The 13,591-nt window shown below is 64.7% G+C and carries 11 protein-coding genes; 5 read left to right on the top strand and 6 right to left on the bottom strand.

Annotation, left to right across the window (positions count from 1 at the left end):
• Positions 1 to 36: 36 nt before the first annotated feature.
• Together PKB_RS23210 and PKB_RS23205 are read left to right on the top strand one after the other, a co-directional pair.
• Positions 37 to 747 (top strand): ABC transporter permease, encoded by a 711-nt coding sequence (locus tag PKB_RS23210; protein ID WP_043254906.1) that lies wholly within the window; start codon positions 37 to 39, stop codon positions 745 to 747.
• 10 nt (positions 748 to 757) lie between these two features.
• Entirely contained in the window at positions 758 to 1,519 is a 762-nt protein-coding gene (locus tag PKB_RS23205; protein ID WP_043254905.1) for an ABC transporter permease, read from the top strand.
• Here PKB_RS23205 and PKB_RS23200 read toward each other — a convergent pair.
• Positions 1,510 to 2,133 (bottom strand): TetR/AcrR family transcriptional regulator, encoded by a 624-nt coding sequence (locus PKB_RS23200; RefSeq protein WP_043254903.1) that lies wholly within the window; start codon positions 2,131 to 2,133, stop codon positions 1,510 to 1,512. The two genes, PKB_RS23205 and PKB_RS23200, sit on opposite strands and share 10 nt — an antisense overlap.
• A gap of 96 nt (positions 2,134 to 2,229) precedes the next feature.
• Here PKB_RS23200 and PKB_RS23195 point away from each other — a divergent pair, with 96 nt between their 5' ends.
• On the top strand, positions 2,230 to 3,243 hold the full coding sequence (locus PKB_RS23195) for a M14 family metallopeptidase (protein ID WP_043254901.1): 1,014 nt from the start codon (positions 2,230 to 2,232) through the stop codon (positions 3,241 to 3,243).
• Between the two features lie 93 nt (positions 3,244 to 3,336).
• Here PKB_RS23195 and PKB_RS23190 read toward each other — a convergent pair whose 3' ends face one another.
• Together PKB_RS23190 and PKB_RS23185 are read right to left on the bottom strand one after the other, a co-directional pair.
• Entirely contained in the window at positions 3,337 to 3,780 is a 444-nt protein-coding gene (locus PKB_RS23190; protein WP_043254900.1) for an REP-associated tyrosine transposase, read from the bottom strand.
• A 212-nt stretch (positions 3,781 to 3,992) separates the two neighbouring features.
• Positions 3,993 to 5,576, bottom strand: a complete 1,584-nt coding sequence (locus PKB_RS23185) for a peptide chain release factor 3 (RefSeq protein WP_043254898.1) — start codon at positions 5,574 to 5,576, stop codon at positions 3,993 to 3,995.
• Positions 5,577 to 6,181: 605 nt separating this feature from the next.
• Here PKB_RS23185 and PKB_RS23180 point away from each other — a divergent pair.
• Positions 6,182 to 7,294, top strand: a complete 1,113-nt coding sequence (locus PKB_RS23180; RefSeq protein WP_043254896.1) for a type III PLP-dependent enzyme — start codon at positions 6,182 to 6,184, stop codon at positions 7,292 to 7,294.
• Positions 7,295 to 7,674: 380 nt separating this feature from the next.
• Here the strand turns inward: PKB_RS23180 and PKB_RS23175 are convergent, their stop codons facing one another.
• The 3 genes from PKB_RS23175 to PKB_RS23165 form a co-directional block, all read right to left on the bottom strand.
• Positions 7,675 to 9,450: a phosphoethanolamine transferase CptA gene (locus tag PKB_RS23175; RefSeq protein WP_197539237.1), complete on the bottom strand. Its 1,776-nt coding sequence runs from the start codon at positions 9,448 to 9,450 to the stop codon at positions 7,675 to 7,677.
• 118 nt (positions 9,451 to 9,568) lie between these two features.
• Entirely contained in the window at positions 9,569 to 10,381 is an 813-nt protein-coding gene (locus PKB_RS23170) for a tetratricopeptide repeat protein (RefSeq protein ID WP_043254893.1), read from the bottom strand.
• Position 10,382: 1 nt separating this feature from the next.
• Positions 10,383 to 11,063, bottom strand: a complete 681-nt coding sequence (locus PKB_RS23165; protein WP_043254892.1) for a Fe2+-dependent dioxygenase — start codon at positions 11,061 to 11,063, stop codon at positions 10,383 to 10,385.
• A gap of 194 nt (positions 11,064 to 11,257) precedes the next feature.
• Here PKB_RS23165 and PKB_RS23160 point away from each other — a divergent pair, with 194 nt between their 5' ends.
• Positions 11,258 to 13,510 carry a TonB-dependent receptor gene (locus tag PKB_RS23160; protein ID WP_043254890.1) on the top strand — a complete coding sequence of 751 codons (2,253 nt, stop codon included), beginning with the start codon at positions 11,258 to 11,260 and terminating at the stop codon, positions 13,508 to 13,510.
• Positions 13,511 to 13,591: the final 81 nt, after the last annotated feature.

Genomic DNA, 13,591 nt, shown 5'->3' with positions numbered 1-13,591 from the left:
CCACGGTCTCGGCGCCGTCGTTTCGAGGACTTCGTCATGCAGTCTTATCTGGATCTGGTCGGCTTCGGTGCCCAGGGCTGGGGACCGGCCCTGCTGCGCGGGTTGCTGGTGACCCTGCAGATTTCCTTCGGCGCCTTCCTGCTCGGCCTGCTCATCGGCCTGGGTGTGGCCAGCGCCAAACTCAACGGACCCCGCCCGCTCGCCGCCCTGGCGCGCGGCTACATCACCCTCGGCCGGGCAGTGCCCGAGCTGCTGCTGATCCTGCTGCTCTATTACGCCGGCTCTTCGGGCCTGAACCAGCTGTTCGCCTGGCTCGGCTACGGCGAGGTGCGGCTCAACGGCATGATGGTCGCCATCGCTGTGCTCGGCCTGGTGCAGGGCGCGTATGCATCGGAGATCTTCCGTGGCGCCATCCAGGCCATCCCTTACGGCCAGATCGAGGCGGCGCGGGCCTACGGCATGCACGGCTGGCGCCTGTTCAGCCGGGTGACGCTGCCGATCATGGCGCCCAACGCGCTGGCCGGCATGGCCAACCTCTGGGTCAACCTGATCAAGGACAGCGCGCTGATCAGCGTGGTCGGCACCAGCGAGCTGCTCTATACCGCCCGCCAGGCGGCCGGCTCGACCCGCCACTACCTGACTTTCTACCTCACCGCCGCGGCGCTCTACTACGTGCTCACGGTGCTTTCCAACCTGTTCTCCGGCTGGCTCGAGCGACGATTCCGCCGCTGGATTCCGGCAGTCTGAGAGGCGCGCGATGAGCGATCACTGGATATTCACCTACGGCTCGCTGCTCTTGCGCGGGTTGGGCACCACTCTCTCGTTGTTGCTGGTTTCCGCAGTCCTGGGCTTCGCCCTGGCGCTGCTGGTGGCGCTGGCGCGGATGTCACGCAACGTTGTTCTGGCGAAGGGCAGTCTGGCGTTCACCAGCGTGATCCGCGGTACGCCGCTGCTGGTGCAGATCTACACCTGCTACTACGGCCTGGGCAGCCTCTTCGCCCAGTACCCGCCGATCCGCAGCAGCTTCCTCTGGCCCTACCTGCGCGATGGCTACTGGTACATCGTGCTGGCGCTGGTGCTTTCGGTCGGCGCCTACGTCGGCGAGGTGGTGCGCGGCGGCATGAAGGCCGTGCCGCGTGGCGAACTGGAGGCCGCAGCGGCCTTCGGCATGCGCCGCAGCCTGGTGCTCTATCGCGTCTGGCTGCCACGGGCGATCCGCCTGCTGCTGCCGACCCTGGCCGGGGAAACGGTGCTGTTGCTGAAGTCCACCGCGCTGGCCTCGACCATCGCCGTGGTCGACCTGCTCGGCGCGGCCAACGTGGTGCGCGCGCAAACCTTCCAGGTCTACCAGCCGTTGCTGATGGTGGCGGCGATCTACGTGTGCCTGACGTTCATCATCCAGGGCGCCTTCAGCCTGCTGGAACGCAGCACGCCGGTGCGCGGCGCAGCGAACCTGCCGCGCTCGCGCGTCGGCTGGCTGTTCTGGCGGCGCAAGGTAAAGGCAGGCGGTCAGGCGTAGGCGCCGCGGCGCAGACCTTCGACCCAGCGACGGCTGAGTTCCAGGCCGTCCTCGGCGCTGAAGGTAGTCGGGTTGAGGCACCACTCCAGCCAGAGGCCGTCGAGCATGGCCGACAGGCCGATGGCGGCCAGGCGCGGATTGGCGATGCCGAAGTCCTCGCTTTGCGCCAGGTCGACGATCAGCGTTTCGAGCAGTTCCAGGTAGGCGTGATAGCCGCGCTCGTGGGCGTCGTTGACTGGCGCCGAGTGGCGGATGAGGCTCCAGAACACCACCCAGGGGCTGAGCAGGTCGGAGTCGAGCACACCCGGCGAGAAGGAGCCGACGAGGAAGGCATCGAGGCGCGCGGCGGGATCATTACCCGCATCGGCGACCGACTCGCGCAAGGAGTGGGTCACTTCGCTCGCGAGGGTTTCGTAGGCCTGGGCGACCAGCGCCTCGATGCTGCCGAAATGGTGGTTCACCAGGCCCACGGCGACGCCCGCTTCCTTGGCGATCTTGCGCACCGAGATGCCGGCGTGGCCATCGGCGACCAGGCACTTGAGACAGGCGCGGACCAGATCGTCACGGCGCTCCTCGGGTGTCGCACGGCGGGCTTTCGGGCGGGGGCTGTCCACGCGGGGAGTTCCTTGTGCGGGGCGCGGTAGGTGGGGATCGATACTAGGGGGCGCCAGGCGAATTTGCCATGCCCCGCGAGCAGACGAGGAGGCGTGATGATCGAGGAAATTTCGCTGCAGGTGACGGGGGATTCCGGTGCACTCCTGCGCGTGCCGGCATGGCGCATCGACGGCGGTCATAGAGGCCCGCGCGTGCACCTGCAGGCCGGTGTCCATGCCGATGAAATCGCCGGCATGCTGGTGCTCCACCAACTGCTGCCGCGCCTGCGCGAAGCGGCCGAGCACGGCCTGCTCAACGGCAGCGTGACGCTGGTCCCGCAAGCCAATCCGTTCGGCATCGGCCAGTTCCGCCAGGGGCGTATTCTCGGGCGCAACCACGAAGGCAGTGGACGCAATTTCAACCGTGGCTTTCCGGCCTCGGCAAAGGCCACGGGAACCCTGGACAACCTCACCGACTGGCAGCGCCAGCTCGCCGCCCTGGCGGCTCCGGCGGACATCGTCCTCGACCTGCACACCGACGACGAGGCGCTGCAGTACGTCTATCTCCACGAGCGCTTCTGGCCCGCCGGGCAGGACCTGGCGGCGGCGCTGCGAGCCGAACTGGCGATCATCTGGGAAGGCGACGGCGACGGCGCCTTCGAGGAAGTGGTGATCGAGCCCTGGCTCGCCGAAGGCCGCTTCGATGGGCGCCTGGTGGCTACGGTGGAACTGCGTGGGCAGGGCGACGTCAGCGATGCGCTGGCGCAACAGGATGCCGATGGCTTGTGGGCGTTTCTGTGTGGACGCGGCGTCATCGAACAACACGCAAAGCTGCCGCAGTGGAAGGGCGTCGCGGTGCCCATGGGCTTCATGGAAACGGTGTTCGCGCCGATGGCCGGGGTGCTGGTGTTCGAGCGCGAGCTGGGCGAAGTGGTACAGGCGGGCGAACGCTTCGCCCGCATCATCGCGAGACCCGGCGACGCAGAAAGCGAAGTGGTGCTGACGGCACCGCAAACCGGAATGCTCGCCACGCGCTACCGTGACCGCCTGATCCCGCGTGGGGCGATTGCGGCGAAGTTCACCGGTTCGGCGCCGTCTTCTACCTGGAGTTCCGGCGCGCTCGATCCGTGACGCGGACGGCTCTTCGTAGGAGCGAGCTTGCTCGCGAACCAAATTCCGCTGCGAGGCTCGTTCGCGAGCAAGCTCGCTCCTACAAGGTTTGGATTACAGCCATGCCGCGTTCCAGAAGGGGTAGTCCGAAATGCGCTTTACCAGCCCTGCTCGCAACGGGTTGGCGATGACGTACCGGGCGACAGCCTTGAGGTCTTCCTCGCGTCGAATGGCACGGTCGTGGAAGCCGGATTGCCAGACCTTGCCGGTGCGGTTCGAGGATGTGTTGGCGATGATGGCGCTGCGCGATTTGAAACGTTGCATGGCTTGTTCGAGGCTGCCTTCGTTCAACAGGAACAGCCAATGCAGGTGGTCGGGCATCAGTACCCAGGCGAGGCTTTGCAGGCAATCGGTGGCATGGATTTCCCGACAGACCTGCTGGGATGTCGACCAATCTTCGAAGAGGCGTTCGCGGTCGGCAGTGACAGTAGTGAGCAGGTAGATCTGACCGGGGATCGAGTGGCGACCTTTGCGCAGGTTCTTGCCGTGAAAGCCCATGCTCCCACTCCTTCTCGGGGTGAATTCGAAGCGTCGCAGGCGGGGCCGTCGGATTTGGCTGGAGGGGCTGGAGATCGTGGCGGTTCGCGAGCAAGCTCGCTCCTACAGGTGAGGCATGGCGCTGGCTCTTCGTAGGAGCGAGCTTGCTCGCGAACCCTGGCGCCGAAAACAAAAACGCCCGCTGCATGCGGGCGTTTTCGTGAGCGGCGAACTCAGTGGTGTTCGCGGGTAGCGCGGAAGGTGATGTCCGGCCAGCGCTCTTCCATCAGGCTCAGGTTCACGCGGGTGGGCGCCAGGTAGGTGAGGTGGCCGCCGCCGTCCACGGAGAGGTTCTCGAACGCCTTGTCCTTGAACTCCTTGAGCTTCTTCTCGTCCTTGCACTCGATCCAGCGGGCCGACCAGACGTTGATCTGCTCGTAGGCGCACTCGACCTTGTATTCCTCTTTCAGGCGGCTGGCGACCACGTCGAACTGCAGCACGCCCACGGCGCCGAGGATGATGTCGTTGTTGCGCTCGGGGAAGAACACCTGGGTGGCGCCTTCCTCGGCCAGTTCCTGCAGGCCCTGGCGCAGCTGCTTGGACTTCAGCGGGTCCTTCAGGCGCACGCGGCGGAACAGTTCCGGGGCGAAGTGCGGGATGCCGGTGAAGCCCAGGGCTTCACCTTCGGTGAAGGTGTCGCCGATCTGGATGGTGCCGTGGTTGTGCAGGCCGATGATGTCGCCGGCGTAGGCCTCTTCCAGCTGCTCGCGCTCGCTGGAGAAGAAGGTCAGGGCGTCGGCGATCTTCACGTCCTTGCCCAGGCGCACGTGGCGCATCTTCATGCCCTTCTCGTACTTGCCCGAGCAGATGCGCATGAAGGCGATGCGGTCGCGGTGTTTCGGGTCCATGTTCGCCTGGATCTTGAACACGAAGCCGGAGAACTTCTCCTCGGTCGGCGCCACGGTGCGCTCGTGGGTGCCGCGCTCCAGCGGTTGCGGCGCCCAGTCGACGATGCAGTCGAGCACCTGGTCGACGCCGAAGTTGCCCAGCGCGGTACCGAAGAACACCGGGGTCATCTCGCCGTCGAGGAAGGCCTGCTTGTCGAACTCGTGGCAGGCGCCCTGGACCAGTTCCAGCTCTTCCAGGAAGTTCTCGTAGAGGTCGCCGAGGTGGGCGCGGGCTTCGTCGCTGTCGAGCTTGTCGATGACCTGGGTCTCGATACGCTCGTGGCCGTGGCCTGGGACGTAGACGATGATCTTGTCGTCGGCCAGGTGGTAGACGCCCTTGAAGTCCTTGTAGCAGCCGATCGGCCAGGTGATGGGCGCGGCCTTGATCTTCAGCACCGCCTCGATTTCGTCGAGCAGCTCGATGGGGTCGCGGATATCGCGGTCGAGTTTGTTGATGAAGCTGACGATGGGGGTGTCGCGCAGGCGGCAGACTTCCATCAGGGCGATGGTCCGCGGCTCTACGCCCTTACCGCCGTCCAGAACCATCAGCGCCGAGTCCACCGCGGTCAGGGTGCGGTAGGTGTCTTCGGAGAAGTCTTCGTGGCCGGGGGTGTCGAGCAGGTTGATCATGTGCTCGCGGTAGGGGAACTGCATCACCGAGGTGGTGATGGAGATGCCGCGCTGCTTCTCCATTTCCATCCAGTCGGAGGTCGCGTGACGGTCGGATTTACGCGACTTCACGGTACCGGCGACGGCAATGGCCTTGCCCATCAGCAGCAGCTTCTCGGTGATGGTGGTCTTACCGGCGTCGGGGTGGGAGATGATCGCGAACGTACGGCGCTTGGCGACTTCGGCGGCCTGGTTGGTCATGGATGCGTGCCTGCTGGATAGGTGGCGTCGGGCGAGGGTCGGCCCGGAAAAACGCGGGATTATAACGTGAAACGCGTTCGCGATCAGGTCGCCGGTCCGGGCGGTCGGAACATCGGGCGCTGTCGCCGGTCTGTCAGAAATGCGAGGGAAGATGAAGCGTCGCGAAAGGCCCTGGAACCCGCGTCTGTGCGTTATTCCAAGCGTTTTGTTGAGTATCTGAAACAGTCAATCGAACTAGTGACAAAAGGTTGCTTCAAAGCGGCATTTTTTTATTGAACTCAGGGAGTTCAGGTCCTAAAGTTCGCGCCCGAACGTCCATGCTGGAAACGATCCATCCGGCTCAAGTACTGACGACGAGAGGTCGCTTCGGTGCCATGCGACTCCCGCAACCCTCTCCTGGCGTTGTTGCACCGCCTTGCCGTAGGACCACTACTGTCTTCGGCGAAGCGCCTAGCCATGAGAGGGTTGCAGTAGCCGCTAATGCATTGAAGGTCTGATCCTCGGCGACATGCCTTGGGAAGTAGGCGAACCAAAGTGGGGAAACGGATTAGACGTTCAGCTTCACCCCTACGTATCCATGTGTTTTGCCATTGGGAGTCCCAACCATGTCCATCAAGGTCGAGGATTACTTCGCCCCTGAAACGTTCCGGCGCATGAAGGCGTTCGCCGACACGCAGGAAACCCCCTTCGTCGTCATCGACAAGCAGACCATCGCCGATTCCTACGATCAGCTGACCGGCTGCTTCCCGTTCGCCAAGATCTACTACGCGGTCAAGGCCAACCCGGCGACCGAGATCACCGAACTGCTGCGCGACAAGGGCTCGAACTTCGACATCGCCTCGATCTACGAGCTGGACAAGGTGATGAAGACCGGTGTCGGCCCGGAGCGCATCAGCTACGGCAACACCATCAAGAAGTCCCGGGACATCCGTTACTTCTTCGAGAAGGGCGTGCGCCTGTTCGCCACCGACTCCGAGGCCGACCTGCGCAACATCGCCAAGGCCGCCCCGGGCGCCAAGGTCTACGTGCGCATCCTCACCGAAGGCTCCAGCTCGGCCGACTGGCCGCTGTCGCGCAAGTTCGGCTGCAACCCGGACATGGCCCTGGACCTGCTGATCCTCGCCAAGCAACTGGGCCTGGTGCCCTACGGCGTGTCCTTCCACGTCGGCTCGCAGCAGCGCGACATCGACGTCTGGGACGCCGCCATCGCCAAGGTCAAGGTGATCTTCGATCGCCTGAAGGAAGAAGACGGCATCACCCTGCAGATGATCAACATGGGGGGCGGCTTCCCGGCCAACTACATCCAGCGCACCAACAGCCTGGAAACCTACGCCGAGGAAATCATCCGCTTCCTCAAGGAAGACTTCGGCGACGACCTGCCGGAAATCATCCTCGAGCCGGGCCGTTCGCTGATCGCCAACGCCGGGGTCCTGGTTTCGGAAGTCGTGCTGGTAGCGCGCAAGTCGCGCACCGCGGTCGACCGTTGGGTCTATGTCGACGTGGGCAAATTCTCCGGCCTGATCGAAACCATGGACGAGTCCATCAAGTTCCCGATCTGGACCGAGAAGAAAGGCGAGATGGAAGAAGTGGTGATCGCCGGCCCGACCTGCGACAGCGCCGACATCATGTACGAGAACTACAAGTACGGTGCCTACACCACCAGCTACAGCGCGGTGGAGTTCAACGGCTTCCCACCGCTGAAGTCCTTCTATATCTGAGGCATCGGTGTAGTGAAGAAAGCCCCGCGAATGCGGGGCTTTTTCTTTGTGGTGAGCGGAGCGGCCGTAAAGCGAGTAACCGTTCGCATCGATGCGTCGCCGACCTGTAGGAGCGGGCCATGCCCGCGATCTTTCGCGGTCAAGCTCCGCTCCTGCACTCCTGCACCGTGCTGCCCATTCACGTCTTCCCCGCGAACGCGGAGGAGGCGAGTCTGTGTAGGAGCGGATTCATCCGCGAACCGCATGGCACGGAGTTCCTCTGTAGGAGCGGCCCATGGCCGCGAATCGCGGGCATGGCCCGCTCCTACAGGGAAGGGCTATTGGTGCGTCTTCCAAAACGAAAACGGGGGGGGGGGGGGGGGTGTTTCGGGGTGGGCGGATCAGCCTTCGGCGGGCTTCTTCGCCGGGGCCTTGGCGTCGTGGGCGATCTGCTGGTCGCTCACCTCGCTCTCTGCCGGCAGCTTGTCGAACTCGTGCAGGCCGTTCTTCTCGTAGGGGTCGCCGATCCAGCGCGGCGACTGGACGAAGTTCGGGCTGACCAGGCTCTTGCCCGGCTCGAAGCGGTCGTAGCTCAGGCCGGCCAGGTCCGACAGGGTGTGGATCAGGTGCGAGCTGCTGTACGGGCGTGCGGCCAGCGACGGTAGGTCGCGCGGGTGTGCCGCCTGCCAGCTCGGCGAGGTCCAGACGATGAACGGGATGGTGTACATCGGCCGGGTCGGGGCGTTCTCGTTGCGGCCCAGGCGGTCGTGCTTGCCGGAGCTGAAGACTTCTTCGCCGTGGTCGGAGAGGTACAGCAGGAAGCCGTTCGGGTCGGTGCCGGCGTAGCGCTTGATCAGGTTCGAGACCACGAAGTCGTTATAAAGCACCGCGTTGTCATAGAAGTTGTAGGTCTGCGCCTGGTCGTCGCTCAGGCCGGAGGGCATGCCCTTGCGGTCGTTGAAGCGGGCGAACTCGTCCGGGTAGCGATAGCGGTAGTCCATGTGCGTGCCGAGCAGGTGCACCACGATGAACTTCTTCGGCGCCGGGTCCTTGAGCACTTTCTCGAAGGGGGCGAAGACCACGTCGTCGTACTGGCGTGCGTTTTGGTTGCGCTGGTTGTTCAGGTAGAACTGCTCGTCCGTCTGCTGCGAGAAGGTAGTGAGCATGGTGTTGCGCTTGGTCATCGTCTGCTGGTTGGTGATCCAGAAGGTCTTGTAGCCTGCCTGTTTCATCAGGTTGATCAGCGACGGGTCGGTGAGGAAGCGGTCGGGGTGCTGCTCGTCGCCGAAGGTCAGCGCCTGCTGCATGACCTCGATGGTGTAGGGGCGGGGCGAGACCACGTCCTTGAACACCGCCAGGTTGCGGTCGCTGGCGGCCAGCGCGTCGAGGTTGGGCGTGGTCTCGCGGTCGTAGCCATACAGGTGCATGTGCTCGCGGGTGGTCGACTCGCCCAGCACCAGCACCAGGGTGCGCGGTGCTTCGCCGCTGGCGTCCTTGAGGTTCTGCAGCGGCGGCAGCGAGGCGTTCTGCTCGAGCAGCTTCTGCATGTTGTCCAACTGCTGGCGGTACTGCGCGTAGCCCACCACCAGTTGCCAGGGCACGGCCGGCTCCATGCGCTGCTGCACTTTCTCAAGTGCCTCGGCGAAGCTGCGCTCCTGGGTGACCATCTGTTTGTAGAAGGGGTACACCAGGTTCATCGCTACCAGCAGCACGGCCACCGGCACGCGGGCCAGCAGCGGCAGGCGCACCGGGCGCACGCGGCGCCACAGGAGCACGGCGACCGCTGTGTAGACCAGCAGCGCCAGGCACAGCCAGATGCTGAAGTACTGACTGAAGTACTCGCCGGCTTCGGCCGTGTTCGACTCGAACATGACGAAGATGACGCTCTGCGAGAACTCCTGGTGATAGATGCCGAAGTAGCTCAGGCCGACCAGCGAGGCCGCCCACAGCACCAGGCCGATGACGGCCGAGATGCCACGGGTGAAGCGCGGCAGCAGGAGCACCGGGGCCAGCCACAGGCTGCTGAGGAAGAAGGCGTCGCGGAAACCGGAGAAACCGGTGGTGCCGCTGAGCAGGATCAGCAGCTGGGTGACGCCGGAGAAGTACCAGAAGAACAGCAGCAGCCAGCCCAGGCCGGCCCAGTCCACCTTGCGGCGGGAGGGGGTAGATATCGACACGCTCGCCTCGCGAGTTGATTGCGGGCCGCCGCCGGAAAGAAGGGCGGCCTTCAGGAAGCGGGCGAGGCTAGCAGTCCAATTGTGAAAAAGTCGTCAAATCTGTGAAATTTTCAGAAAATCACTCGATCGACGAAAATACCAGGCGTTTTAGGGCTTTGGCCAGGATTTCGATGTCGTTCGCGTCGCCTAGATCGGCTGCGCGGCGGTAATACTCCAGGGCCATTTGTCGCAGCGGCGCCTGCCTGGCCTGTTCCAGTTGCCCGCGGGCGACGCGCAGGAATTTCAGGTTGCCGCCTTCCAGCGCGCGGCGCAGCCAGTCCAGGGCCGCTTCCAGTTCGCCGGCCTCGGCCAGCATCGCCGCATGGCTGAACTGGCCGCGGAAGTCCCCGGCCTCCGCCGAGCGGCGGTACCACTCGCGGGCCTGGTCAAGGTCGCGGGACACGCACAGGCCTTCCTCGAAATGCCGGCCGACCAGGTTCATCGATTTGGCATGGCCGAGATCTGCAGCGCGCATGTACAGCGCCAGTGCGTGCGCTGGATCCTTTGGCGCGCCGCGGCCGGTGGCGAGCAGGTTGGCCAGGTTGTACAGCGCCCAGTCGAGGTCGTCGGCCGCCGCCAGGGCGTATTGCTCGGCGGCGGCGGCCAGGTTCACCGGCACGCCCCAACCGTGCTCCAGGCAGCGCCCGAGCATGTTGCGCGACATGCTGTGGCCACGCTGTGCGGCGATACCGAACCAGGTCGCAGCCAGCGCCGGGTCGCGTTCGATGCCCTGGCCGTCGAGGAGGATCTGCCCGAGCAATGCCTGGGCTTCCAGCTCGCCCTGGCGGGCTGCTTCGACAATCAGCCGGGCCGCCTTGCGCGGGTCGTCGCCCAGCTCCTGGTGAAAATCGTCGACATGGACGATGTCGTCGCGGCGCAGCACGAAGCCCATGTCAGACCTCCACCCAGCGGCGCAGCAGGTTGTGGTAGCTGCCGGTCAGCTCGATCAGCGCCGGGTGTTCCGGCACGTCGCGGTTGAGCTGCTGCAGTGCCTGGTCCATCTGGAACAGAAGGCTGCGCTGGCTGTCCTCGCGCACCAGGCTCTGGGTCCAGAAGAAGGAGGCGTAGCGCGCGCCGCGGGTCACCGGCTCGACCTTGTGCAGGCTGGTGCCCGGATAGAGCACCAGGTCGCCGGCGGGCAGTTTCACGCGCTGCTCGCCGTAGGTGTCCTGGATCACCAGTTCGCCGCCGTCGTAGTCCTCCGGATCGCTGAAGAACAGCGTCGACGACAGGTCGGTACGCACCCGCTCGCGGCCGCCCTGGGCGTCGCGCACGGCATTGTCGATGTGGAAGCCGAAGCTGCCGCCGCCGGTGTAGCAGTTGAACAGCGGCGGGAACACCTTGTGTGGCAGCGCGGCGGACATGAACAGCGGGTTCTTCCACAGGCGCTGCAGCATGGCCGTGGCGATCTCCTGCGCCAGCGGGTGCTCCTGCGGCAGCTGCAGGTTGTGCTTGGCGCGGGCCGACTGGTAGCCGGCGGTGGCCTTGCCGTCGCCCCATTCGGCCTGCTCGAGGGCGCCGCGTATGCGTGCCGCTTCTTCGCGGGTGAAGACGCCGGGAACGTGCAGGAGCATGGCGGGGCCTCGCTAAATGAAAGGGGGAGATGATATTGATTTTCATTGGCGGCGTCCAACAGACAGCTTGCCGCAGGTCCGAATGTGTAAATTTTGTAAATAAAATGCTTCTGAGAATTAGTTCTAATTGATATGTAATCGCATTTGGACTAGATTGCGCGGCCTTCAGCAAGTCCCTGGGGAGGGAACTTTCGATGTTGCGTCAATCCGCCGAAGCCGCCTTCACTCCGCGCCGCCTGGCCTCCGCCGTCGGCGTGGCCATCACCGCCATGTCCGGCAGCCCGTTCGTCCATGCCGCCGATGCCGTGGAGCACAAGACCGGCGGTGACGTCGTGTCCCTGGGCACCGATACCGTGGTCGACCAGGCTGTCGACGAAACCTCCTACAACGTCCAGCGCTCGGCGTCGGACAAGTACACCGCGCCGCTGCTGGACACGCCCAAGACCGTCACCGTGATCCCGCAGCAGGTAATAAAGGACACTGGCGCACTGACGCTGGTAGATGCCCTGCGCACTACCCCTGGCATCACCTTCGGCGCCGGCGAGGGTGGCAACCCTGCGGGCGACCGGCCGTTCATCCGTGGCTTCAACGCCGAGAGCGATACGTTCCTCGACGGCATGCGCGACGTCGGCTCGCAGACCCGCGAGATCTTCAACATCGAGCGCATCGAAGTGAGCAAGGGGCCGGGCTCGGCCTACACCGGCGCCGGCTCCACCGGTGGCAGCCTGAACCTGATCAGCAAGACCGCCAAGCTCGAGGACTTCAACGACGCCAGCTTCACCTATGGCTCGGACCAGACCCGCCGCACCACCCTGGACGTCAACCACGCGCTGACCGACAACGCGGCCTTCCGCCTGAACCTGATGAAGCACGATGCCAACGTCGCCGGCCGCGACGAGGTCAACGTCAGCCGTTGGGGCGTGGCGCCGACCGTCACCTTCGGCTTCGACACGCCGACCCGCGCGACCTTCTCCTACTACCACCTCAGCACCGACGACATGCCGGACTACGGCCTGCCGCTGACCAACGTCAACCGCAGCCAGCACAACCCGAGCAAACCGGCGTCGGTGGACCGCGACAACTTCTACGGCCTGAACGATCGCGACTACCGCAAGAGCACCACTGACAGCGGCACCTTCCGCATCGAGCACGACCTCAACGACGACCTCACGCTGTCCAACAGCTTCCGCATGGTGCGCACCACGCTGGACTACATCGTGACCAACCCCGACGACAGCAAGGGCAACGTGGTCAACGGCTATGTCTATCGCTCGGCCAAGAGCCGCAACTCGACCACCAAGGGCTGGGTCAACCAGACCGACCTGAAGGCCAGCTTCGACACCGCCGGCTACCAGCACAGCTTGGTGACTGGCGTGGAGTTCAGCTACGAGGACGTGCACAACCGTCCCTACGTGATCACCCCCGGCGCCCCGGGCAACCTCTGCAACGCGCGGCTGTTGGCCAGCGGCGACTGCACCAGCCTGGAGAACCCGACGCCTGGCGACACCTGGACCGGCAGCATCGCCGACAGCCCGGCCTACACCGATACTGACACCAAGACCGCCTCGGCCTACGTCTTCGACACCATAAAGCTCGCCGAGCAGTGGGACCTCAACCTGGGCCTGCGCTACGACGACTTCGACACCGAGTCCAGCGGCTACGCCACGGCCGGGCGCACCACCCCTGCCGGCTACTTCGACCGCGAGAGCAACACCCACTTCTGGAACTACCAGGCCGGCCTGGTCTACAAGCCGCTGCCCAACGGCAGCGTCTACGTGGCCTGGTCCACCTCCAGCAACCCCACCGGCGAGACCGGCGGCAATGGCTCGACCGACGTGAGCCTGGCCAACAGCAGCCTGGACCCGGAACGCAACCGCAACTACGAGATCGGCACCAAGTGGGACTTCTTCGAGGACGCGCTGTCGCTCAATGCCGCGCTGTTCCGTACCGACAAGACCAACGCCCGCGTCACCGACCCGGACAACAGCACCTACCAGGTGCTCGAGGGCGAGCAGCGCGTACAGGGCGTGGAACTGGGCTTCAGCGGCCAGCTGACGCCGAAGTGGAAGGTTTTCGGCGGCTACACCTACCTCGATAGCGAGATCCTCAAGTCGACCACCAAGTCCGACGAGGGCAACCGCATGCCGCAGGTTGCGCCGAACAACTTCACCCTGTGGAGCACCTACGAGCTGGTACAGGACCTCACCATCGGCGGCGGCACCACCTACGTCGACAAGCAGTTCGGCAACACCGCGAACTCGACCTACATCCCGTCCTATTGGCGCTACGACGCCATGGCCGCCTACAAGCTGACCAAGAACGTCGACCTGCAACTCAACGTGCAGAACCTGACCGACAAGCGCTACTTCGACCAGGTCTACAGCACCCACATGGCCCACGTGGCTCCGGGGCGCACCGCGCTGCTGGGGGTGAACCTGCACTTCTGATCGCACGGGTTCCCGTGCAACCCGCCCGATGCTCCTTCGGGCGGGTTTTTTAATGTCGGCGCGCGGCGTCTCGAGGTGAAA

Origin of the sequence: Pseudomonas knackmussii B13 (genome assembly GCF_000689415.1) — a bacterium.
GTDB lineage: Bacteria > Pseudomonadota > Gammaproteobacteria > Pseudomonadales > Pseudomonadaceae > Pseudomonas > Pseudomonas knackmussii.
The sequence above is the reverse complement of the archived record's forward strand: the minus strand, read 5'-3'. Positions and strand labels throughout refer to the sequence as shown.

What these genes read in the sequence shown, in the direction of transcription:
- PKB_RS23210 (WP_043254906.1), top strand. Translation starts at nt 37, where the DNA reads ATGCAGTCTTATCTGGATCTGGTCGGCTTCGGTGCCCAGGGCTGGGGA.
- PKB_RS23205 (WP_043254905.1), top strand. Translation starts at nt 758, where the DNA reads ATGAGCGATCACTGGATATTCACCTACGGCTCGCTGCTCTTGCGCGGG.
- PKB_RS23195 (WP_043254901.1), top strand. Translation starts at nt 2,230, where the DNA reads ATGATCGAGGAAATTTCGCTGCAGGTGACGGGGGATTCCGGTGCACTC.
- PKB_RS23190 (WP_043254900.1), bottom strand. Translation starts at nt 3,780, where the DNA reads ATGGGCTTTCACGGCAAGAACCTGCGCAAAGGTCGCCACTCGATCCCC.
- PKB_RS23185 (WP_043254898.1), bottom strand. Translation starts at nt 5,576, where the DNA reads ATGACCAACCAGGCCGCCGAAGTCGCCAAGCGCCGTACGTTCGCGATC.
- PKB_RS23180 (WP_043254896.1), top strand. Translation starts at nt 6,182, where the DNA reads ATGTCCATCAAGGTCGAGGATTACTTCGCCCCTGAAACGTTCCGGCGC.
- PKB_RS23170 (WP_043254893.1), bottom strand. Translation starts at nt 10,381, where the DNA reads ATGGGCTTCGTGCTGCGCCGCGACGACATCGTCCATGTCGACGATTTT.
- PKB_RS23165 (WP_043254892.1), bottom strand. Translation starts at nt 11,063, where the DNA reads ATGCTCCTGCACGTTCCCGGCGTCTTCACCCGCGAAGAAGCGGCACGC.
- PKB_RS23160 (WP_043254890.1), top strand. Translation starts at nt 11,258, where the DNA reads ATGTTGCGTCAATCCGCCGAAGCCGCCTTCACTCCGCGCCGCCTGGCC.